This window comes from Actinomadura terrae (assembly GCF_022751215.1).
In the GTDB taxonomy this organism is placed as follows: Bacteria; Actinomycetota; Actinomycetes; order Streptosporangiales; family Streptosporangiaceae; genus Spirillospora; species Spirillospora terrae.
The window spans coordinates 27,757-48,983 of the sequence record NZ_JAICDG010000012.1; the positions used below are offsets into that span (position 1 = coordinate 27,757).

19 protein-coding genes are annotated in these 21,227 nt (G+C 72.1%); 8 read left to right on the forward strand and 11 right to left on the reverse strand.

Going from position 1 to position 21,227, the window contains the following annotated elements; genetic code table 11:
- Positions 1-44: 44 nt before the first annotated feature.
- From K2F47_RS39965 to K2F47_RS40005, 9 genes are all read right to left on the reverse strand, one after another.
- On the reverse strand, positions 45-2,510 hold the full coding sequence (locus tag K2F47_RS39965; protein WP_242911475.1) for a relaxase/mobilization nuclease domain-containing protein: 2,466 nt from the start codon (positions 2,508-2,510) through the stop codon (positions 45-47).
- Positions 2,507-3,055 (reverse strand): plasmid mobilization protein, encoded by a 549-nt coding sequence (locus tag K2F47_RS39970; RefSeq protein ID WP_242911476.1) that lies wholly within the window; start codon positions 3,053-3,055, stop codon positions 2,507-2,509. The genes K2F47_RS39965 and K2F47_RS39970 overlap by 4 nt, the downstream gene beginning before the upstream one ends.
- Before the next feature lie 247 nt (positions 3,056-3,302).
- Positions 3,303-4,166, reverse strand: a complete 864-nt coding sequence (locus K2F47_RS39975; protein WP_242911477.1) for a hypothetical protein — start codon at positions 4,164-4,166, stop codon at positions 3,303-3,305.
- Entirely contained in the window at positions 4,163-5,860 is a 1,698-nt protein-coding gene (locus K2F47_RS39980) for a hypothetical protein (RefSeq protein ID WP_242911478.1), read from the reverse strand. Before K2F47_RS39980 ends, K2F47_RS39975 begins: the two co-directional genes overlap by 4 nt.
- Positions 5,857-6,678, reverse strand: coding sequence for an AAA family ATPase (locus K2F47_RS39985; RefSeq protein ID WP_242911479.1), 822 nt, complete (start codon positions 6,676-6,678; stop codon positions 5,857-5,859). Before K2F47_RS39985 ends, K2F47_RS39980 begins: the two co-directional genes overlap by 4 nt.
- Positions 6,678-8,441, reverse strand: coding sequence for a Mu transposase C-terminal domain-containing protein (locus K2F47_RS39990; protein WP_242911480.1), 1,764 nt, complete (start codon positions 8,439-8,441; stop codon positions 6,678-6,680). The genes K2F47_RS39985 and K2F47_RS39990 overlap by 1 nt, the downstream gene beginning before the upstream one ends.
- Before the next feature lie 189 nt (positions 8,442-8,630).
- Entirely contained in the window at positions 8,631-9,143 is a 513-nt protein-coding gene (locus K2F47_RS39995) for a helix-turn-helix domain-containing protein (protein WP_242911481.1), read from the reverse strand.
- 65 nt (positions 9,144-9,208) lie between these two features.
- Positions 9,209-9,868 carry a hypothetical protein gene (locus K2F47_RS41165; protein WP_272498159.1) on the reverse strand — a complete coding sequence of 220 codons (660 nt, stop codon included), beginning with the start codon at positions 9,866-9,868 and terminating at the stop codon, positions 9,209-9,211.
- 252 nt (positions 9,869-10,120) lie between these two features.
- The gene (locus K2F47_RS40005; RefSeq protein ID WP_242911482.1) at positions 10,121-11,023 is read right to left on the reverse strand and encodes a recombinase family protein; all 903 of its coding nucleotides are present in this window, start codon (positions 11,021-11,023) and stop codon (positions 10,121-10,123) included.
- Positions 11,024-11,330: 307 nt separating this feature from the next.
- On the opposite strand from K2F47_RS40005, the gene K2F47_RS40010 reads away from it, so the two are divergent.
- From K2F47_RS40010 to K2F47_RS40040, 7 genes are all read left to right on the forward strand, one after another.
- Complete coding sequence (locus K2F47_RS40010) at positions 11,331-12,569, forward strand: cation:proton antiporter (RefSeq protein WP_242911483.1); 1,239 nt, start codon at positions 11,331-11,333, stop codon at positions 12,567-12,569.
- A 56-nt stretch (positions 12,570-12,625) separates the two neighbouring features.
- Positions 12,626-12,820, forward strand: coding sequence for a hypothetical protein (locus K2F47_RS40015; RefSeq protein WP_242911484.1), 195 nt, complete (start codon positions 12,626-12,628; stop codon positions 12,818-12,820).
- Entirely contained in the window at positions 12,817-13,905 is a 1,089-nt protein-coding gene (locus K2F47_RS40020; RefSeq protein ID WP_242911485.1) for an ArsB/NhaD family transporter, read from the forward strand. The genes K2F47_RS40015 and K2F47_RS40020 overlap by 4 nt, the downstream gene beginning before the upstream one ends.
- A 453-nt stretch (positions 13,906-14,358) precedes the next feature.
- Positions 14,359-14,604: a hypothetical protein gene (locus tag K2F47_RS40025; protein ID WP_242911486.1), complete on the forward strand. Its 246-nt coding sequence runs from the start codon at positions 14,359-14,361 to the stop codon at positions 14,602-14,604.
- Between the two features lie 3 nt (positions 14,605-14,607).
- On the forward strand, positions 14,608-16,509 hold the full coding sequence (locus K2F47_RS40030) for a type 1 periplasmic-binding domain-containing protein (RefSeq protein WP_242911487.1): 1,902 nt from the start codon (positions 14,608-14,610) through the stop codon (positions 16,507-16,509).
- Between the two features lie 822 nt (positions 16,510-17,331).
- Positions 17,332-17,844, forward strand: a complete 513-nt coding sequence (locus K2F47_RS40035) for an NUDIX hydrolase (protein WP_242911488.1) — start codon at positions 17,332-17,334, stop codon at positions 17,842-17,844.
- 177 nt (positions 17,845-18,021) lie between these two features.
- Positions 18,022-18,825 (forward strand): NACHT domain-containing protein, encoded by an 804-nt coding sequence (locus K2F47_RS40040; protein WP_242911489.1) that lies wholly within the window; start codon positions 18,022-18,024, stop codon positions 18,823-18,825.
- Between the two features lie 292 nt (positions 18,826-19,117).
- Here the strand turns inward: K2F47_RS40040 and K2F47_RS40045 are convergent, their stop codons facing one another.
- Positions 19,118-19,522, reverse strand: coding sequence for a YidB family protein (locus K2F47_RS40045; protein WP_242911490.1), 405 nt, complete (start codon positions 19,520-19,522; stop codon positions 19,118-19,120).
- A gap of 441 nt (positions 19,523-19,963) precedes the next feature.
- On the opposite strand from K2F47_RS40045, the gene K2F47_RS40050 reads away from it, so the two are divergent.
- Entirely contained in the window at positions 19,964-20,263 is a 300-nt protein-coding gene (locus tag K2F47_RS40050) for a hypothetical protein (RefSeq protein ID WP_242911491.1), read from the forward strand.
- Positions 20,264-20,623: 360 nt separating this feature from the next.
- Here K2F47_RS40050 and K2F47_RS40055 read toward each other — a convergent pair whose 3' ends face one another.
- A complete protein-coding gene (locus K2F47_RS40055; protein WP_242911492.1) occupies positions 20,624-20,947 on the reverse strand; it encodes a thioredoxin family protein in 324 nt (107 codons plus the stop codon).
- Between the last annotated feature and the right edge of the window lie 280 nt (positions 20,948-21,227).

Sequence of the window (21,227 nt, forward strand, 5' to 3'; positions counted from 1 at the left end):
AGGGCGCGCATCACCGCGGTCCGCAGCCGGCCAGCGGCGGCGGTCTATCGGGTCGGGCCGTTGTGGCGGCTGGGGCCGTGGTGGGGTGGTTTGGGGCGGCGGTGGGGGTCGTCGGGGCGGGTGGTTTGGGTGGGTTGTTGGGGTGGGGTGTGCTGGCGTTGTCGCTGTTCCTGGTCGGCGCGGTCGGCGGGTAGGGCGTTGCGGGCGGCGTGTTCGGTGCGGAGTTCGGCGAGGCGAGCACGGGCGGTGGTGGGGGCGTGTTGGGCGGACGCGTGGAGGATGTGGCGGACGGCGCGGTAGGCGGCGCGGGCCTCGGGGGTCAGGTCGGCGGCGCGGTCGGGTGCGGTGTGGACGTCGTCGGTGATCGCTGCGGCGAGGTGGTGGTTCCAGCGGTCGGTCAGGTCGGTGTGTTCGGCGGTGGCGGTGCCCTCGCGCCAGGCCGAGGGGCCACGTGTGGGGTAGGGCGCGGCGGCGCGGCGGGTGAGGTCGGCGAGGTGGGCGTGGGCGTACTGGTGGGCGGTGGTGGCGGCGGCGAGCTCGGCGTGGGCGGCGGCCTGGGCGCGGGCGAGCTGGGCGCGGGTGGTGCCGTGCGCATACAGCGCCAGGCGTCCTCGGTCGGCGAGGGAGGCCAGCTCGGCCAGGCGGGCGCGGGCGGTGTCCTGGTCCTGGCGAGCGGCGTCCAGGCGCATCCGGGCGGCGGGCAACTCGACCTCGGCGGCGGCTGCGTCCACCAGGGCGCCGGCGCGCTCGCGCAGTCGCGTGGCGGCCGGGCCGTCCCCGGCGCGGGCCTGCCGCAGCAGCTCGGCGGTCCGGTCCTGGAGCGCGCTGTCCCTGGCCAGGTCGGCGGCGGCGCGGTCGATCCGGCGGTGCAGGGCAGCATCGCCGAGGCGTCCGTGGGGGCGCCGGTGCCAGGGCGGTGCGACGCCGTCGACATGGGCGCGCGCAACGTACTCGCAGCGCCCCGCGCCTTCGGTCAGCGCGGCGGCCTGGCGGCGGTGCTGCTGATGGTCGTGCCACGCCCGGATCAGGGCCACCAGGGCGAGCACGGCCAGGACCAGGGCGGCGATCGCCACCACCACCGCGACGTCCTCGGCGCCGCCGCCAGGACGGGAGGCGGCGCGGACGGCCCGGGCGGCGTCGGCCAGCTCCCGCGCGGGCCCGCCGTGGCGGGCGCCGCTGTGGTGATGGTCGTGATGGTGGGCGGCAGGGTGCGGGCGGTGGGGTGTCTGCGCTGACCAGGCCAGGGTGTAGGCGGTAGCCGCGAGGTCGGCGGGCAGTTCCCCCTCGATCCGGTCGGCCAGCAGGCTCAGCAGCGCGGCGGTATCGGACGCCGTCTTCGACCACGCGAGGGTGTTCTCCAACGGCAGGTCCTGCAGTTGGCGGGCGGCGGCCTCCACGCGGTCGAGGGCGTCCCACCACTGCCCGGCCGCCCCACCTGCAGGGGGTAGGGGCGGCGCGGACGGCGCGGCGTCGACGTGCCGACGCGCGCCCGCCGCGCCCGCCGCGCCCGCCGGGTTCGGCGCTGCGCGGGTGCCGGCGGCGACGTCGTTGGCGTGCTGCCACGCCGGGAGCGCGTCCGGCGGCGTGGTCCTGGCCGTCGCCGGCGAGGTCGTCCAGCGGGTGCGGAGTTTGGGCAGCGACAGGTCGGCAGCGAGTTTCCCCCCGCCGTACCAGATCGGCCGGTCGGTGCCGGAGGCCTGCGCGGGCAGCGCGACGGAGTATCCGATCACCTGCGTGCGGTCGCCTCGGGCGTAGCGGGGGCGGGCCAGGAGCCCGGCTTCAGCGAGCGCGTCCACGAACTCGGCCTCGCCGGTGGCGAGGGTGGCGGCGGCGCGGACCTTGCGGGCCAGCGTCTGGGTCTCGGGGACGGCGCGGCCGCCGGGCCGTCCCTGCGCCCGCGCCCGGTCGGTGGCGCGCTGCGCGCGCTCTTTGGCGGCGCGGGTGTAGCCGGGCATCCCGCGCCCGGCGCGGCCCGGGACGACATACAGCCCGTACCGGCGCTCCATGTCCGCGCACAGGCGGGACATGGCCATCCGGTCCCGTCCCGGGACCGCGATCCTCAGGTCCTCGCGCACCAGGTTGACGGCGATGTGGATGTGGTCGTTGCCGCCAGAGGAGGGGCCATGGTGAACCGCGATCCACCGGCACCCGGCGGTACCGGCCGCCTCGTCGGCCTCGAACCCCAGCCGGCGCACGGCGGTGCGGGCGACCTCGACCCATTGCCCATCGTCCAGGCGCTCGCCGGGCGGCAGGGAGATCGCGCAGTGCCACACCCAGCCGTCGTGCGGGGCCACCCCGGCGATGCGGCGGTGCGCGTCCAGGTCCCGCGCCACCTCCAGCACCCGCGGCCAGTCCCCGGGCCGCTCCAGGCGGGTGCCGTCGGCGATGCCCAGCGTCGCGGCGGCCGCGATGACGCGCTGGTCCCGGTGCTCATCGGAGTCGCCCTTGCCGAACAGGTAGCGGACCAGCCCTCCGATGTTCGAGCCCCGCTTCATGATCTTGTTGTTCATCCGGTAACCCGCCGTTCGTCTTCGCCGCAGCGGGCGGTGTGGCGGGTGGGGCGGGGGTCCAGCGGCGCGATCGCCACGTCCAACCGTGCGACGGCGCGAGCCACCGCGGCCATAGTCGCCTCGACCGCACCGGCGGCCGGGACGTTCCCGGAGCTGGCGGCGGCGGCGAGCTGGTTGACGTTGCCGCCGATCGCGGCGAGGAACCCCCGGACGGCGGCCAGCTCGGAGGCCAGCGCCCGCCGGTCGGCGACCGGCATCTGCCGGGTCCCGCGTCCGGTGAGCGAGGCGAGCACAGTCTCGGCGATCAAGTGCGGGACAGTGAGACCAGCTGCGTCGGCGGCAGCCTGAACCAGGCGCTGCTCCTCGTCGGTGAACCGGACGCTGTACTTGTTGCCTCGCCCGCCCTGCGCGCGCCGCCGCCGCGCGGGCTGCCCCGCCTCGCCCTGGCGTTCGTTCCGCTCGGCGCTCGGTCCGGTGACGGACTCGGCTGGGCGAGGAGCCGGGACGTCGGCGTCGACGTCGGCGGTCCCTTCACCGTCGTCCACCTGCAGGCCCCCCTTCCGAGCGGAGCGCCCGCCCCGTGATCCAGGGGCGGAATGATCACCCTCCGAAGGTAGGAGGGTGATCCACTCGGGCGGAAGCTCGTCGCGCCGATCAGGCGCCTGTTCTTCATCTTGCTCCGCCGGGGTGGACCAAGATGTATTGCGTCAGATGGGGCCGGTATTTGTCGAGCGCGGAGCAAATGTCAGTGGGAACGCGGACTAGTTGTCAGCGGGCGACGCGGAGTAGTTGTCAGCGCGTGGGGCCGTCGTCGGCGACCGTGCCGTCCGGGTTGGTCGCGAGCGTGCCGGGCCACGGGTCCCGGTGGGGGAGGGGCGGCAGGTCCTCACCGAGGTGGCGGGCCAGGCGGGTGTCGTCTTCGTAGCGCAGGCTGAACAGCACATCGGGGTGCACGCCGATGCGGTGTGGGCCGGTGTCGCTGTAGAGGACTCCGGCTTCCTTCAGCGCGGCGACCGCGGCCTGGTAGCGCGGGTCGGCGCGCAGCTCGTTCCAGTCGACCTGAGATGGCCAGCGGCTGACGCCGATCGCGGCGAGCAGGACGGTGGCTTCGTCGTCGGTGAGGGTGGAGTGGTGGCGGGTGGCGCCGGCCAGGGCGAGGTGTTGCTCGGAGGTCAGGATGTCCAGGCGGGCAGTGAGGGTGTAGGCGTCGGGCGGGACCCGCCGCAGCGCCAGCGGCCCGGCGAGTTCGGGATGGTCCTGGGCGTGGTCGAGTGCGTGCTGCACGCGGTGGATCGTCCAGTCGAGCGCTTCGGCGAGCATGTCGCGGGTGAGTGGGACGGAGGCGACGGTCAACGCGGTCAGCACCGTCTGCGCGTCCTGCTCGGGGCCCGGTTCCTGGTCTTGGGGCGCGGTGCCGCGCCGGTTGCGCAGGATGCCTTCCAGCGTGGGGACTAGGTCGGCGGGATGGATGTCGAGGCGTCGGCAGACTTCGATGAGGACGGTGACCGAGCGGCTGTCCAGGTCGGGTTGGCGGCCGCGCAGATCATGGGGGTGGATGCCCAGCAGGTCGCCGAGCTCCCACAGGGACAGGCCGCTGGCGCGCAGCCGGTCGGCGAAGCTCATCGGCTCTGGGGGCGGGCCGGACTGCTGGCTCATGGTCGGTCGTCGATGGAGGCCGGGCCGGACACGGGCGCGTCGGGGAGGTAGGTGTTGGTGGAGGCGGGGGTGATCCAGCGGGGCCGGTTGTCAGTGACGTCCAGGTGCCGTGGGGTCAGCGCCGCAGCCAGGTCGGGGTCGAGCGTGGTGACGGTCAGGCCGCGTTCGACCAGCCACCCGACGGCGCGTGGAAGGTGGCCGATGTCCAGGCCGTTGATGCAGCTTGCGGGGTGCATCCAGGGTGGGTCCAGGCCGAGGGCGCGGCAGGTGCGGCGGATCGCATCGCGCAGCATCGGGGTGGGGTTGCGGTGCTGGTCGGCGGGGTGGGTGAACAGCGGGTCGTCGTCGCCGGCGCCTTCGTTGCGGCGGTAGGCCAGGTGCACGGTCAGCAGAGTGCGGGCGTGGCGGGGGATCTCGATCGGCTCGGGACCGGCGAGTTCGCACCAGGCGCTGTCTTCGGCGCGTGAGCGGGGCGTGTCGAAGGCGCCGGGCAGGCGGTAGACGCGCCGGACCGGATGGCGGCCGGCGCCGGGGCCGCGGACCTGGGTTCCGTCGGGGGCGACGTCGGCGATCCTCAGCTCGCCGAGGCGGTAGGCGGTGTGGTTGAGATGAAGGCTCAGGGCGGTGGCGGCGGCCGCGTCGGTGCGGACGATGGCGTGCAGGCGTCCGGCGATGTCCGGGGTGAGGTCGCCGGGCAGGCGGTGGGCGGGATCGGGCCCGAGGGCGTCGGGCTGCCAGCGCAGCAGGATGCCGCGCACCAGCAGCGCGGCTTGGACGGCGCGCAGCCGGACCAGCGCGGCGCGCGGGGTGGGGGCGGGGCCGACGGTGTGGTCGCGCAGCCACCCGGTGACCGCGCCGGTCACCTGCGCGCGGGTCATCCCGGTGGTAGGGCGCACGTGCGGGCCGGCGGGGTTGTCCAAGACGGCGGCGTACCAGGCGTCGGTGGCTTCGGCGGTGTCGTAGAACACCGCCTGGACCGGTGCGAAGTCCGCGCGTGAAAGCCGGCGGCGGCAGGCGGCCAGGAAGGTGGTGAAGTCGGCTGCGGGCAGCACCGGCCACGCGGCGGGGTCGGTGTGCCCGGTCGCCAGCGGCGGCCGCGCGGGCGGCGGCAGACGTTGCTGAAATTCCCACAGGTCCAGCATCTGGGTGCGGTCGCCGAACATGCCGCGGACTCGCGCGACGGCGTGGTCGTGGAAGGGGTTGGTCGGCGCCGACCACAGCAGCCACAGGTTCGCGCCGATCGCGGCGGCGGTGGCGGCGAGCTGGGTGAGCTGGTCGGCGCTCAGCAGGTGCGCGCGGTCGATGACGACGTCGCGGGCGCCGGTCCCGTTCAGCCACGCGGTGCCCAGCTCCCAGGTGAAGCCGGCGCGGCGTTCGGACTTGGCCGCGTGTGGGTGTTTGCCGATCGCCACCAGCAGGTCCAACCCGAGCGTGCCCACGTCACCGGCGCCGGGGGTGGGGCGCACCACCACCCGGCCTTCGAGTGGATGGCCGAGCGCGGCGAGATGCCGGACCGCTGCGACGTCGTCGCCGGCGTTGTCGACGATCAGCAGGAGCGGCGGCGGCCGGCCCGCGGGCGGGGACGGCGGCGCGTCGGGTGGGGTGACCGGCCGCAGGTTCCACGGGTCGCCGGGATCGGGGCGGACGCGGGAGCGGCGGCCGGGAACGGGAGGCTGGGTCGATGGCGAGGTCAATTCAGTCCTCCGCCCAGCAGCGCGTAGGCGTTGGCGACCACGTCGTTGTCGAGCCGGTCGCGGCCGGATTCGGCACACAGCATCGCGGCGGTCTGGGTGAAGGCGGCCCAGTTGCGCAGCGTGCCGTGGCCGTAGCCGTCGTCGACCTCCAGCAGCAGAGCGTCGTCGACCCCACCGTCGACCCCACCATCGGTCCCGCCCACCGACCGGCCGTCGCCGCGGTAGATGGGATGGTAGGTGCGCATCAGCGCGGGGACCTGGTCGCGGGGCAGCTTCTTGAACGGCAGCCGGCGGAACACCCGGGAGGCCAGCATCGGCTCGCGCGACAGCACCTCCCAGCAGCCGTCCCCGCCGACGTACAGCAGCGCGAACCGGGTGTCGGGATGGTCGTGCAGATGCCGCAGCAGCTCGATGCAGTCGCCGTTGAGGCGTTGGGCCTCGTCGATGACGATCAGCCGCTGCGGCCCGGACAGGTGCTCGACCAGCGCGGCGGTCAGGTAGAAGCGGTTGCGGCTGCGCGGGGCCGCCGCGCCGGTGAGCGCCTGGAGCAGTTCGTCGGCGACCAGCCGCATGCTCGGGCGGCTGGGGAACGCCAGCGTCACCGCGGCCACGCCCACGCCGAGGTGGCGGTCCTGGCCGTCGCGGCGCAGCCGTTCCAAACTCGCCTGGACGGCGTAGGTCTTGCCGGTGCCGGCGGCGCCGTGCACCACCCCGGTCGCCCCGTGGGCGATCAGGTCATCGATGATCCGTCCGGTGAGCTGGAACTCGCGCGTGGTCAGCGTGGCCGCCCCGGCCAGGTTCGCGAACTGGGCCGGCATCAGCTCTCCTGCCCGGCAGTGGAATCGGCCGCCGCATCGGCTGCGGGGGCGGCTGCGGAGTCGCTCGCGGTCGGGCAGGTGGGCTCGATCATGCCGGGCGGAGCCGGCTCGCCGGGGTCGGGTTGGGCGGGTTCGAGTGGGGCCGGGGTGGCTTGGGTGGTGGGGTCGGTCAGGCCGAGCAGGTTGGTGCGGGCGCGGCGGCGTAGCCGTTCGTCGCTGCGGCGGGCCGCCAGCTCGTCGCCGGCGCGCGCGGGCAGGATCCGCGATTCGGTGGCCGGACCGTCCCCGGTGAGCGGCACCAGCTCGGTGCGGGCGCGAGCGGTCGCCCGGCGGCGGGCGCGCCCCAGCCGCCGGCTCTCGGCGCGGGCGTGTTCACGGAACGCCTCCGCCTGTTCGGCAGTGAGCCGCTCAGCCGGGTGCGCGGTGCACAGGTGTGCGCCGTTCAAGTAGACCTCGAGGAACCGGTCGTCGTGCGGCATGTACCGGACGGCGACCTTCTGCCCGCCCCGGCCCTGCAGCTCGGGCGCGACGTAGGACAGGCCGCCCCAGCGGATGCCGTCCTTGCCGATCGTGCGTTCGGCCTCGGCCAGCAGCAGGTGCCGCAGCTGCTCGGCGCCGATCCGCACGAGCGCGGTGGTGTCCTCGCTCCACGCCTGGGCCGGGGTGCGGCCGCCGAGTCCGGTGTGCGGGCGCTCGGTGTTGTACCAGCGCGCCCAGCTCGCGAAGGTCTCGGCGAATCGCTCGATCCGCATCGGCCGCACCGCGGCCTCGCCAGCTCCACCGGTGCCGGGGTCGGCGGCGCGGGCGCGGGCGCGGGCGGCGGCCCGGTCGTCCAGCGGCCCGTACAGCTTCCCGGCGGCGTCGCGTGGGCCGCCGGTGAACCCGGGCAGACCGCTCATTAGCGTGGTGTCGATGGTGGCGTGCAGCCGCTCCACCTTCCCTTTGCGGTGCGGCTGGTAGGCGGGCAGCCGATGCCCGGTCACGCACAGCGCGGCGAACACATCGCCGACAGCGCGGGCGGCGAACTCCAGCCCCCGGTCGATCCGGAACGAGGCGGGCACCGCGCCGAACGGGCCGCGCGCCGGGTCGTAGACCAGCGCCATCCGGATCGCGGTCAGCACCGTCCCGGCGTGCGGGGTGAGGGAGATCGCCCAGCCGACCAGGGCCCGGGTCCCGTCGTCGACGATCGTGGTCAGCCACGGGCACACCGCCGTGCCGCGCGGCGGCAGCACCAGCACCGGCAGCTGCTTGTGGTCCAGTTCCCAGATCTGGTTGCGGTGCGCCGGCGCGCGGGTCAAGTAGACACTCGCCACCCGGCGGCCTTCCTCCCCGGTGCGCCAGGCCGCCCGCTCGGCCGGCGTCAGCTCCCGGGCGAAGCTCTCCTGCAACGTCCGCAGCGACACCGCAGCCGCGTCCGCCCACCCGGCGCGCAGGAAGTCCGGCACCGCCACCCCGGCAGCCCTGACTTCGGCGGCACTGCCCGAGCCCGACACTGCGGCGGTCCGGGCCCGGTGCACCGCGGCGACGTTGCCGCGGAAGTAGGCGTAGGCCTCCCGGTCGGTGTCGGTCAGCCGGTACGGGGCCCGGCCTTGCGGCTTGCGGCCCTGCTCTGGGGTGGCGAGCCACCGCCACACCGTCCGCTCGGTGATCCCGAGCCCCGACGCGGCCAGCCGCACGTGCTCGGCCGACAGATCACCCGCTTGGCGAAGGTGCCGCAGCCGGACCGTCGTGGCCTCCCGCTGCTCCCGGCTGACCCACGGCACCACAGACCTCCCGCGAGATGGCCCTCGACCCGACACCCGAATCCGGATGAGAGCGGTCAATCGCTCACGACGCGCAACCGAACGACATCGGAAGGTAGCAGGAGAATTACGGACAGTTGAGCGACTTCCGGGAAGCGACCTCTCGGCCGAATCCGGTCACCAGGCCGACGCGCGGAGCCGAACGGATGGTCACGCGTCGATGTCCAGCAGTTCGGCCAGTTCGCGCGCTCGCCGCAACCGGCCGGCCAAGGCGTGCTTGGTGATCGCAGGCGCGTGCCGGGCGGCGAGCTGCGACAGCGACGCCTGCGGATGTTCCCGGCGCAGCTGCAAGACCTTGAGGTAGTGCGGCGGCATCGGCCGGGCGGTCCCACGGCGAGCGGCTCCTCGGGGAGCGGCCTCTTGGCGAGCACGTGCACTGCACCGGTCGCTGCAGAAGACCCGGGGCCGGCCTCGCCGGAAGCTCGGCGGCAGCACAGCACCGCAGTGACGGCACGCTTCGCGCCGGTCGACAGCGGCGACCGCTTGTTCGGCGTGAACCTTCGCCAGGAGGCAGGCCAGCACATCTTCCACGAACTCCAGGGTCGGCAACCGCACCGCCTGGGATGCCGGCATCGCCGCGGGTTCGGTGGCGCGGCTGCGCAGCCACGCCACGCGCTCGCGAACGCACTCAAGCGTCGTCTGATACGCCGTCGCCTCGTCCATGACCTCCGCCTGCAGCCGGGTTCGCACCGGTGATCAGCGCACCCCGTGAAGGTGGCGTACTGCTTTCACAGGCTCGCGGCGCCGGGGAGGTCGTGCTCAAGGGGCCGCCGGTAGGGGGCGCGGGCGAGGAAGTCGCGATAGCGGCCGCTCACCTCGGCCTCGGCCTGCTCTGGGGTCGGATCGGCGTACCCGGGCGGCGCGTACGGCCAGGGCCGCGCCTCCAGGCAGCGGTGGACGTAACGAATCCGCGCGAGCACAGGCTGGTGCGTCAGCCTCTGCTCCTCGGCCAGCGCGCCGGCCAGCGCGGCGTTGAAGCTCTGGTCCATCCGGTGCAACTGCAGGGGATCGATGATGGCCAGCACCCACCCGGCGGCGTGCGGAGGCTCCGCGCACAACCCGACATGGCCGGCGAAGGTGACCAGGAACAACCCGCGCCCTCCATCGGGAGTCGCGGCCAAGACCTTGTCCCAGTCCGATCGCAGCAGCATGTCCCGGCGCTCGGCCAGCACGACCGGGAACGGCACGCCCTGGCGCTGCTTGGCGACCTCACCCGGGGCGATCTGCGTCCAGTAGGTCTCCTCGGCGTCCAGCCGCATCGCCCGCAGCCCCTCCAGCAGCGACCCGGCCTGCCGGGCTGGGACCGCCAAGCGCACCGGCTCGCCGTCCTCCGGGCCCATCCGCACCGTGACCATCCCCTCGCGATGGCCGACTTCCCTCGTCTCCACGACCACGTGACGCCGTCGCGAGCCCGAACTCCCAGTGGCAGCGCGGCCCGCCCCGGCGCCACCTCGCCCCTCGCCTCGCCCCTCACCGCGTCGTGCCCGGTTCCTTGCGGCCTTGCCCATCGCTGTGCCCTTCCATCCGCGCTGCCGTGCAGGTGAACAGCATCCTGCCGGCCAGGTGCCAGACCATTGAGGCGCGCCGTCTCCCCGGCTGACCGGCGCGGTTTCGTGGTCCTGATCGCGGCCGCCGCCCGATCACCTGGCTCTATCGGCCACCTCCACGCCCGAGGCGTCAGCGTCGGCCAGGGCCCGGTACAGCGAGGCCACCGAGGGCGGCTTGCCCGCGTTCTTGCCGGTCGCGATCTTCAGCTTGGCGGCGATCGCGGGCACCGGGACGCCCTTGGCGCGCAGCGCCAGGACGAAGGTGAGCATGTCGTCGTCGATCACCCTCGGGCGGCCGCCGTGGTTGCCGCGCGCGGCCGCGGCCTGCTGGCCTTCCAGGGTCTTGTCACGGATGTAGTCGCGGTCGAGCTGGGCGGCGACCGCCAGCACCGCGAACAGCATCGCGCCCAGCCCGTTCGGGTCGTAGATGCCCGTCAGCGGCCCCGACAGCAACTCCAGCTGGATCCCGGCGGCCTGCAACCCACTGGCGAGCGTCATCAGCTCGGCGGCATTGCGCGCGGGCCGCTTGAGCTCGTGCACGGTGAAGATGACCGTCTGCCCGGGCGCGGCCGACTTGATGTCCCGGCACAGCGCGAGCGCCGCCTCCAACTCGGGCCGCACTTTGACGCGGGTGGAGATCTTCTCGGCGAAGACACGGGTGCACCCGGCGGCGCGCAACGCCACCAGCTGGCTGTCGAGTTCCTGGCCCTTGGTGGAGCAGCGCGCGTACCCGATCCGGATCGGCGGCGCGGCCGGGCCGATCTCGGCGGCCGGCACCGGCGGCAGCGCCTGCCAGGTCGCGCCGGGCCGGCGCCCGGCCGGGACGGGCACCTCCAGGAGGTCGCGCAGCGCGGGCACCAGGATGAACCGCGCGGTGTGGTACTTGGCCGCGACCTTGCCGCCTCGGGTGCGGCACGGCGAGGGCGCCATCACCTCACATGCCGGGCAGTCGTGCGCCTCGACGGCGTCCGCCGCCTCATCCGGGGTCAACTCCACCCGGCCAGTCTCGCAGAACCCCCTCGCATAACCTTCAGGTTCTGCGAGGAATTCTGAGAATCGCGACCTGGGCGGACACGGCACCGCCACGGCCGTTCGCCGGTCTCGCACAACCGGTCATTTATGCGAACGACCCGTCCGCGGTGAGGGTCCTGTGCCGCCCCGCACCGCCGCCGCGGCGACGGCCGAGGATTGGCCTCGCCAGGTGGAATGTGGTTCCGGCAGCGGGTTGCCGTTAGGGTCGGTGATCGGTGTGCCGGGAAGTCTGGTCGGCGTTGGTTTCGTCGACCCTTGAAAGACCCCGGTGATGATGAGTCTGCTGCTGGCGTTCGCCGCCCTGTTGCTGCTGGCGGTGCTGGTGTCGAGCCTGGCGCACCGGACGGTGCTGTCCACGGCCGCCCTGTTTTTGATCGGCGGGTTCCTGCTGGGGGAGGGTGTCACCGGCGCGGTGACGCTGCGGCCGGGCGACCCGCTGGTGTCGGGACTGGCGGAGCTGGCGCTGTTCGCGGTGCTGTTCACCGACGGGATGCGCGCCGGCTGGGCGGACCTGCGGTCCGCGTGGCGGCTGCCCGGCCGGGCGCTGGGCTGGGGACTGCCGCTGACCCTGCTGCTCACCGCCGTGTTCGCCCACTGGGTGGTGGGGTTGGGCTGGGTGGAGTCGCTGCTGATCGCGGCGGTGCTGACCCCGACCGACCCGGTGTTCGCCGCGGCGCTGGTGGGCAACGACCGGGTGCCGCCGCGGCTGCGGCACCTGCTGAACGTCGAGTCGGGCGTCAACGACGGGCTGATCCTGCCGTTCGTGGTGGTGTTCCTGGCGCTCGCCAAAGACTCCGGCGACCTGCACCTGGGTGAGCTGGCCGCCGAGCTGGCCGGTGGGGTGGCCATCGGGGTGGCGGTGCCGTGGGCGGCGATCATGCTGGTGCGCACCCGGCTGTTTGCGATCTCCCCCAAGTACCAGCCGCTGAACGCCGTCGCGATCGGGCTGCTGGTGCTGGCTCTGGCGCAGGTCACCCACGGCAACCTGTTCCTGGCCGCGTTCGCCGCCGGGGTGACCGTGGCCACCGTCGGCGAGCAGCACCGCGCCGCGTTCACCGAGTTCGGCGAACTGGTCGCCGAACTGCTGAAACTGGCCGCGCTGCTGGTGTTCGGCGCGTTGATCTCGCCGGCGTTCCTGAGCGGTGTCGGCTGGGCGGGCTGGGCGTTCGCGGTGCTGGCGCTGGTGGTCGCCCGGCCGGCGGCGATCTGGGTGTCGTTCCTGCGCTCGGGGCTGACCGCCCGCGAGCAGGCCGCGGTGATGTGGTTCGGGCCCAAGGGGTTCGCCTCGGTGGTGTACGGGCTGCTGGTCCTGGACGCCGGGATCGCCACCGGCGAGAAGATCTTCCACCTGGTCGGGGTGACCATCGCACTGTCGATCCTGGCGCACTCCTCCACCGACATCATCGTGGCCCGCGGCTTCGACGACGAACACGAAGTGCCCGCCTGGTTCGGCCGGGCCCGCGACACCGCCCGCGGCGTGGTCCGCGGCACCGACCGAACCGACCAATGACAACCCCCTGACGACCATGACGACCCCGTGACGACCCGTGATGTTCAGGAGCCGCCTTGACCGCCGCAGCCGCAGTCACGATCTTCGTCGTCGCCTACGCGCTGATCGCCTCGGAGAGGATCCACCGGACCGCGGTCGCGCTCGGCGGCGCGGCGCTGATGCTGCTGCTGCACATCACCGACGCCCGCGCGGCGTCCTCGCCGAGCACACCGGCATCGACTGGAACGTCATCTTCCTGCTGCTGGGCATGATGGTGATCGTCTCGGTGCTCCGCCAGATCGGGGTGTTCGAATACGTGGCGATCTGGGCCGCCAAACGCGCGCATGGCAGACCGTACCGGCTGATGGTGATGCTGATCCTCATCACCGCGGTCGCCTCGGCGCTGCTGGACAACGTCACCACCGTGCTGCTGATCGCCCCGGTCACCTTCCTGGTCTGCGACCGGCTCGCCCTCGCCGTCACCCCTTACCTGCTCGCCGAGGTGATGGCCTCCAACATCGGCGGCACCGCCACCCTGGTCGGCGACCCGCCCAACATCATCATCGCCAGTCGCGGCGGGCTGACCTTCAACGACTTCCTGGTCCACCTCGCGCCGCTGATCGTCGTGCTGGTCGCCGTGTTCTGCGGGCTGTGCCGATGGCTGTTCAGGTCAGCGTTCGTCTACGACCCCGAACGCGCGGCCGAGGTGATGGCGCTGCGGGAGAAGGAGGCCATCACCGACCGGCGACTGCTGTGGCAGGGACTGGCCGTCCTGGCAACGGTGATCGCGGCGTTCGTCCTGCATCCCGTGCTGCACTACCAGCCATCGGTCGTCGCGCTGCTGGGCGCCGGCCTGCTGGTCGCCGCGACCAAGGTCACCACCGAACAGGCACTGGAAGAGGTCGAATGGCCGACCCTGGTGTTCTTCGCCGGGCTGTTCGTCATGGTCGGCGGGCTCGTCGAAACCGGCGTCATCGCCGACGTCTCCCGCGCCGCCACCGACGTCACCGGCGGCGACCTGGGCGCCGCGTCGATGCTGCTACTGGGCGCCTCCGGCGTGCTGTCGGCGATCGTCGACAACATCCCCTACGTCGCCACCATGAGCCCGATCGTCTCCGACCTGGTCCAGCAACACCCCGGCACCGACGGGCACGTGCTGTGGTGGGCGCTGGCGCTGGGCTCCGACCTCGGCGGCAACGCCACCGCCATCGGCGCCAGCGCCAACGTCGTCGTCCTCGGCATCGCCGCCCGCAACGGCACCCCGATCAGCTTCTGGCACTTCACCCGCTACGGCCTGATCGTCACCACCATCACCATCGCACTGTGCGTCCCCTACCTACGGCTGCGCTACCTCTAACACCCGCAGCGAGGTCAACGCCAGCACCTGCCACGGAAGCTGTAGATCACAGATAACCACTGACAATTGATCCGCCGAAACGACTGACAATCTCTCCGCGCTCGACACGTGCGTGTCCGGTCGGGGTTGTCGAACCGGTGCCGAATCGTGGCCCGGGTGCGCGAACGCGGACACCGGAGGCTGGGCAATCCCCCCGGGGGCGGCGCTGGCGGGCAAGGCGGCTGGATGGTGGGTTCGGTCCCAGGGGCCGGTCACCACAGAACCATCCGGCCGGCAGGGGCGGGTGATTCTGAAACGACCTGACCCGTTGCGGAGGCGTCAATTCCTGAACAAGCCTGAGGTTCCGGGAGCGGTTCGGGGCGCCAGGCGGCCGGTAACCGCGGTGGCGGCCCTCGCTCCCGGCCGGTTCCCTCGATGGCTAGTACGCCGTGCTCAGGAAGAACGAGGTGCGTCATGTCCGCAACACCCGTCCGTCTCGCCGTCCTCCGTCCCCCCTGCCTGCCGGCACGCCGCAGCCGCCTCACCAAACTGGTGATCACACTGGTGGTCGTGCTGGTGGTGGTGACCGTGGTCTGGCCGGTCGACCACGCCGCCGCCGATCTGGTCCGTCTGCTGCTGGCCGTCGCCGCATCCACGATCGAGATCGCCTCGTGGCTGGGCAGGACCGACCGGCACGCCGTGACCGAAGGCCAGGTGTGAGCCGTGAGCCCCTCCGTCGCCGATCCCCGCGATATCGATCCCACGTGCTTCACCAGCAACCACGCACTCCGCCAGGGGCTGCGGGAGTTGATGAAGAGCAGCGGGAACACCCTGAACTCGATCCCGGCCAAGAGCGGCGGCCGTATCGGCCGGACCACCGTCTACGTCAACACCCGCAAGGACGACCGGCCGCCCAGCGCGCTGGCGGTGTCGGAGATCGTGAAGGTGTGCCTGCCGGTCGAGGAAGGGGACGACCGGCACGGCGCCTGGATGACGACTCGAAATCAGCTTGCCCGCTCCTCCTCCGACTCCGGGCCAGGACAGGCTTCCCCCGTATCCCAGACAGAGCCGGAAGACCCTCTCCCCGGGCGGCGCTGGTGGGATGCGGTCGGTGCCTGGTGGGCCGGCCTGCTCCAGGCTCCCCCGCGGCGGCGTCCGATCGCCGTCACGACGCTGGCGGTCACGCTGGGCGCGGCGGGTGCGGGCTGGCTCATCACCGGCCACGCCCCCTCGGGCGATCACTGCGGCACGCGCAGCCGGACGCTGACCGCCCAGGGCGGCGAGTGCGTCGGTGTGAGCGACGGCAGCCCCGGCCAGGGCGGCGCGAAGGTGTTCGGGGCCGAGTACGAGCCGGTCATGGCGAAGATCGCCGCCGAGAACGCCCGCGCCATCGACAACCCCGAGCGGTATGTGACGGTGGCGTTCGTGGGACCGCTGCGCCGCCCCGGTGGCGGCGGCGCGTTCGGGTCGCCGGTCGACCCCGCCGACCCCACGGTCTCGCGCACCCTGCAACAACTGGAGGGCGCCCACGTCGCCCAGGTCAACGCCAACCGCACCGGAACCTTCAAGATCAGGCTGGTGGTGGCCAACATGGGCGCCGACGAGACCCACTGGCGACAGGCCACCGGCCCACTGACCGCGATGACCAGCGGTGACGGCCACTTAGTGGCCGCGGTCGGACTCGGGTTATCGCAGCAGGAAAGCGTGGACGCCGCCCGCGCGCTCGCGGCCGCCAAGATCCCGATGGTCGCCGACATCATCACCGCCGACGGGTTCAACGCCACCGGCACCATCGACGGCCGCGGCCCGATCCCCGGGCTGGTCCGCACCGCGACCAACGTCGGCACCCAGTTGCGGGCCCTGGAGAAGTACCTGGCCGGCCAGCGCCGGTACAAGACCGCCGCGCTGGTGTGGTCCCAGGTCACCCCGAACGGAACCCCCGACCTGTACGCCCGCACCCTCAAAGACGGGTTCCTCGACCCCCGGCTCGGCCTCAAACGCTACGTCGACGCCGGCAACCTGGTCTTCCCCTTCGACCCGCGCAGCGGCGAGACGGTCCTGACCACCATCTCCAACACCCTGTGCGGCTCCCAGCCCCAACTGGTGTTCTACGGCGGCCGGCAGGCATACCTGCCCACCCTCCTGCAGAAACTCCACGACCGCCCCTGCCACGGAATCCCCGTCACCGTGATCGCCGGATCGGAGACCACCGGGCAGCGCCACAACGACCCCGCCCTGCACGACGACCAGGCACCGATCACGCTGATCTACTGCCCGCTGGCAGACCCCGGCCAGCTCACCGGCAAGAACAACCCCGACCGGGAGCTGTACCAGCGCTTCGTCACCGACTTCGTCCACGACCAGAAGTTCCCCCAGCAGCACCTAGGCTCCGGCTGGGCGGCACTGGCCCACGACGCCACCCTCACCACCGCCGACGCCATCGCCCAAGCGTCGCTCGGCCCCAACGGCACCCACCAACGCCCCGGAACCGACGCGGTGCGCGGACAACTGTTCCTGCGCACCGGAACCAACGCCGTCCGCGGCGCCACCGGCATATTCCGCATCGACACCACCACCGGCGACCGCATCAACACCCATCCCCCCACCCCCGCCCAGCTCCCCTGACCCCGCACCACCACACCACGCAAAGTCCCCAGGACCGCCCCGGACAGCCCTGGGGACTTCGCAGGCGGCGGGAACGGCGCCCGCACAGGCCGTACGTCCGGCACCCGCCAACGCCCGCGATCAGAGGTTGCGCCCGTGGCGTTCTCCGCTCGCCATCCGTCAGTCCGGCCAACGTCCGGTCAGTACGGGATCGACCGGCTGTGCCCCCCGCGGTTCGGCGATCGGCCATGAGATCCCCGTCGCGAACTCCCACCTGCCCCCCTGACCGCGGAGCCCGGGCCATGGACTTCGACGAGACCGTCGCGATCGCGGGCGGCCAGGCCGGCTCCGCCGAGTCCTCCGCGGACGACCACTGAGTCCGTGCCCCGCGGCGGGCCGCTCCGGCCCTGCACCGCCGACCGTCATCGCGTACGTGAAGACGATGACGTACCGACGGTCCGGCTGCGATGGAGTGCCACCGAATACAGCGGAAAGGGGCCGGGAGGTGGCGCTGACCGGGCAGAAGCGCGGGTCTGTCCGGCGTCTGTCAACGCTTCTCACCAGGTCAGCGTCTTAATGGCCGACGAGGCCGGGATTCGGTCACCATCACCAAACCGGCGACCGGCGCCGTAATCCCCCCTCGGCCCTTGCATCGGATGAAGGCGGCCTTCATCTGATGCAAGCCGCACGCTCCTGTCAGACGACCGCCCCGGACCAGGACATCTACTCCGCCGACAGCGCTGACAACTTCTGGCTCTGGCCCAAAGCCTGTCGCTCAACACCGGCCTCGAGGCAGATATCCACAGGAGCCGGAACGGTCGCCCGCCAGGCCAGAGTGGACAGATGGACCAACCCTTGGCCGTGGATGAGAACACGGGGAACACGCTGACGGCGTTCGTGCACGCCGTAGACGACGCTGTAGTGCCTGACGACGCACCGATGCCGGCAGCGCTGACCGCGGTCTGGTGCGGTCGGCAACTGCTCCTGGTGTTCGACCGCTTTCGCCGACAATGGGAGCTACCAGGCGGCCGGATCGACCATGGCGAGACACCGCGCCAAGCCGCCTTCCGCGAACTCCGCGAGGAAAGCGGCCTGGACCTGCCCGGCCTCACCCTCGCCGGGTACGCACGCTTCCGGCTCATCGTCCCGCCACGCCAGGAATACGCCGCGGTCTACACTGCCGAGGTTCCCGCCCACCACCATGACTTCGTCCCCAACGACGAGATCAGCGCCATCTGCTGGTGGGACATCACCAAGCCCCCGCCGGGCGACACGCAGGTCCTGGACATGACCCTCGCCCAGCAAACACGCGTCAATCCCCGGCCCAAGCCGGCCAACAAGAGGCCTACCGACTGACAAATGATCCGCCAGGGCGACTGACAATCTCTTCGCGCTCAACAACCGCGCCGAGAAAAGAATCTTGGTCTCGGGTTCCTGTTGATCTTGCGTTCAGGTCTCTTACGGGTGACGGCCCGCCGTCGCGGAGCACATGTCGGCGAGGCTCCGGGCGGGCTGGGACGGGGAGCGGACCAGATGATGGCTGCCTTGACAGTGGTGGTGGCGGCGGTGGCGCCGGTGATCGTTGTGGTCGACAGCCGTGGGTTGTGGTGGACGGCCTCCAGCGCCGACATCCCCGCGCTCACCACCCGGTTCCGGCGAACCCGACGACGCCGCCTGGTGATCTTGGGCGGCCCGGGGGCGGGCAAGACCACCCTGGCGGTGCAGTTGCTGCTGCACCTGCTGGCCACCCGCCCCCAACACCCCGGCGAGCCGGTTCCCGTCCTATTCCCGATCGCTGGGTGGGACACCGAGCGGCACCCCGGCCTGCATGACTGGCTCACCGACCGGCTCCTGGCCGGCTATCTCGCGCTGCGCGCACCCGGACTCGGCGAGGGCATGGTGCGGGCGCTGACCGCGCGCGGGCATCTCCTGCCCGTCCTGGACGGGCTGGACGAACTCCCTCCACCCGTCCAGGCTGCCGTCATCGGCGCGCTGAACCGGTCGCTGGGCGGCGACGACCAGCTCATCCTCACCAGCCGAACCGCCGAGTTCACCCAGGCGGTCACCCAGGCCGGGGACGTGATCACCTCCGCGGCCGTGCTGGAGCCCCGCCCGCTGGACGCCCACGTCGCCGCCGCCTACTTGGAAACCTGCCTGCCCCCCGAGCCCGGGCCGCACTGGCAGCACACCCTCAACGCCCTACGACACGCGCCGCCGCCCGACCGGCGCCCACCCGGCCACCCCGCAGCGGCATTGGCTGACGTCGCCGCGACCCCGCTGGGCCTGTGGCTGCTGCGCGCCGTTTACCTCACCCTGGGCACCGACCCCACCCCCTGACCGACCCGACCCGCTTCCCCACCGGCGACGCCCTGAAGACCCACCTGTTCGACCAGCTCTTCCCCGCCCTCATCACCACCCGCCCACCCAGCGGCAACCGCGCGCCCGACCGCGCCCGTCCGCGACTTTCGCGACGCCCTAAGACGCGCGTGCGCGCGTAGGCGTGTCGAAAAAGTCGAAAAACCCGGAGCGCGGCGGCCACGAGGGAGCGCCGGCGACGTCTTCGAGACGGCAGGGGACGAGGCGCCTGGGGAGGCGGCGGGCGGCGGATCCGGGGACGAGCTTGGGGGCCTTAGCGATCCAAGGGAGCCAAATCGATCCCGAAGGAGATCCCCTCCGGGGGCTCAGAGAGTTCGATCTCGTCGGGCACGGCGGCGAACAGGACAAGCAGCACGTCAGGACCGAGGGTGTCCTGACGGAGCGCGCGCGTCACCGGCCCGTCCGGCGTCGCTGCGTCGGTCGCCTGCGGCAGCCGGTCAGCCAGATATGCCGCGGCCTCAGCGGGATCCTTTCCGAGCGCGACCGCGACCCGTCCCAGGTCTTCCTCGCCGAGCGCGTCGGCGATCTCGGCAGCGGTCACCGGCTCATTGGCGCCCGGGCCGATCCACGACGCCGCCTGAGGCAGCGTCAAGGCAACCGGCTCAGCGGCAGATCCCTCGTTGATCTGCGAGAACTCAGACTCACTCATGATCTTCATCCCCTCTTGATCCCCACACGAGCAAACGCCCGGTCTCCTGATGAATGCACCGTCACAAGGGCACGCACACCACCCGGAGCCCCCCAGCCCGCAACCGCCGCCGGACCCGGCCGCTGACCAGCACAGGTTTCACAGAACCCCCCGCGTCCGAGGCGACACCGCGCCGCTATCCGGCCCCACCCGAGCCCGCGGTCGAGGCCAGGCGGACGCGGTCGTTTACGTTGCCGCTGGTCAACGCACGGAAAGCGAACCTTGTGGGTTTCCAGGGCGCGCCCCCCATGCACCGCGTCCGGGTGCGGGCCGCCGGGTGCCGCACAACTCCATCCCGCTACCGCTAGTAGTCAAATGCTTTCTTAATGTGTGCAATTGGGGACGTCGGACTGGTCTGATCACCCCAGGTCCGGGCACACGCTCGGACGACACCGGAAGGAACTGCCCCCTATGCGACGCCTCACAGCCCTGCTCGCCGCCCTGGCAACCGCCGGCACGCTGACCCTGGTGACGCCCGCCCACGCCTTCGCGGCCACCGGCAAGCTCTACCTCAACGACGTGGTCTACCTCAACCCCGACCGAGGCTGCTACAACTCCAAGACCGGCATCACGGTCCAGTCCATCGGGAACAGGACCAACACGATCCTCGAGATCTACAGGGACGACGACTGCCAGGGCCTGGCGGGAAGGCTCGACCCCGACAGCGGCGCCGAGTTCCGGAACACCAGGAGCGTGCTGGTCACCTCCTGAGCGGACCAGCCCGTCGGCTCGGCCAAGCCCCGCCCCCTGGACGCGGCCGAGGATGTTTCACCGCCATGTGTTGCCGGGGCGCGGGCCGCCACGATCGAGGCATGACCGACCGTCGTGCTGCTGGCAGACCCAAAGACGAAGGCGGCCCCGAGGGCACCGCTGGCGTGCAGCGAGTGCCCTCGCCCGGCGGGGCCTGCTGGCTGTGCGGCCTGGCGGCGGTGTGCGGGGAGAAACTCCCGGGCCGCCGGCGCAAGGTTCGCGGGCTGTGCCAGACGCACGCCGAGGTCGTCTTTGGGGCGCCGTAGACGCAGGTCAAACCCGAAGCCCGGTTTACGGGCTCCGGGTGCCTCCGGCGCCCGGTCACAGGTGGGGCGTCACCAGCGACACCACGCGGGCCTTGTTGGCCGGCCCGATCCAGGTCCCGACGATCTTGCCGCCCTTGAACACATGCAGGGTGGGAATCGAGGTGATGTCGTACCTCTTGGTGGTCTGCGGTTCGTCGTCGATGTCGACCTTCGCCACGACGAGGCGCCTGTCGTACTCGTTGGCGACGTCGGCCAGCACCGGGTCCAGCGCCCTGCACACATCGCTCCACACGGCGCCGAAGACCGCAAGGGCCGTGATCTTGGACTGCTCCACCGTGCCGGGGAAGCTGCTGTCGGTGACGTCGATGACGCTGCCCATGGGAGAACCTTCTCTCGTTGGCTGTCTCCTCGACGAGAGTGAGCTCCGCTGGCATCGGGGGTCAACAACGCCTGGACAGACCGGCCCATACCGCTACCGACACCTCACCTTCCGAAGGCTCTGCGAATCGCCGAGCAGCCGCGTCCGCTTCACGCGGTCACGCGTTCATTTAACGAACCTCTGACGAACGTGCGCGCGGGCGCCCCGTAATCGTCGGGACATCCCCTGGTTGTCCGGTTCGATCCGTTCACCTTGTCGTTCGTTTTCTCGATCAGTGGAG

Coding starts and splice junctions, on each gene's coding strand:
- K2F47_RS39965 (WP_242911475.1), bottom strand. CDS start 2,510: ATGAACAACAAGATCATGAAGCGGGGCTCGAACATCGGAGGGCTGGTC.
- K2F47_RS39975 (WP_242911477.1), bottom strand. CDS start 4,166: ATGAGCCAGCAGTCCGGCCCGCCCCCAGAGCCGATGAGCTTCGCCGAC.
- K2F47_RS39985 (WP_242911479.1), bottom strand. CDS start 6,678: ATGCCGGCCCAGTTCGCGAACCTGGCCGGGGCGGCCACGCTGACCACG.
- K2F47_RS39995 (WP_242911481.1), bottom strand. CDS start 9,143: ATGGACGAGGCGACGGCGTATCAGACGACGCTTGAGTGCGTTCGCGAG.
- K2F47_RS40010 (WP_242911483.1), top strand. CDS start 11,331: ATGATGAGTCTGCTGCTGGCGTTCGCCGCCCTGTTGCTGCTGGCGGTG.
- K2F47_RS40020 (WP_242911485.1), top strand. CDS start 12,817: ATGATGGTGATCGTCTCGGTGCTCCGCCAGATCGGGGTGTTCGAATAC.
- K2F47_RS40025 (WP_242911486.1), top strand. CDS start 14,359: ATGTCCGCAACACCCGTCCGTCTCGCCGTCCTCCGTCCCCCCTGCCTG.
- K2F47_RS40035 (WP_242911488.1), top strand. CDS start 17,332: ATGGACCAACCCTTGGCCGTGGATGAGAACACGGGGAACACGCTGACG.
- K2F47_RS40040 (WP_242911489.1), top strand. CDS start 18,022: ATGATGGCTGCCTTGACAGTGGTGGTGGCGGCGGTGGCGCCGGTGATC.
- K2F47_RS40045 (WP_242911490.1), bottom strand. CDS start 19,522: ATGAAGATCATGAGTGAGTCTGAGTTCTCGCAGATCAACGAGGGATCT.
- K2F47_RS40050 (WP_242911491.1), top strand. CDS start 19,964: ATGCGACGCCTCACAGCCCTGCTCGCCGCCCTGGCAACCGCCGGCACG.
- K2F47_RS40055 (WP_242911492.1), bottom strand. CDS start 20,947: ATGGGCAGCGTCATCGACGTCACCGACAGCAGCTTCCCCGGCACGGTG.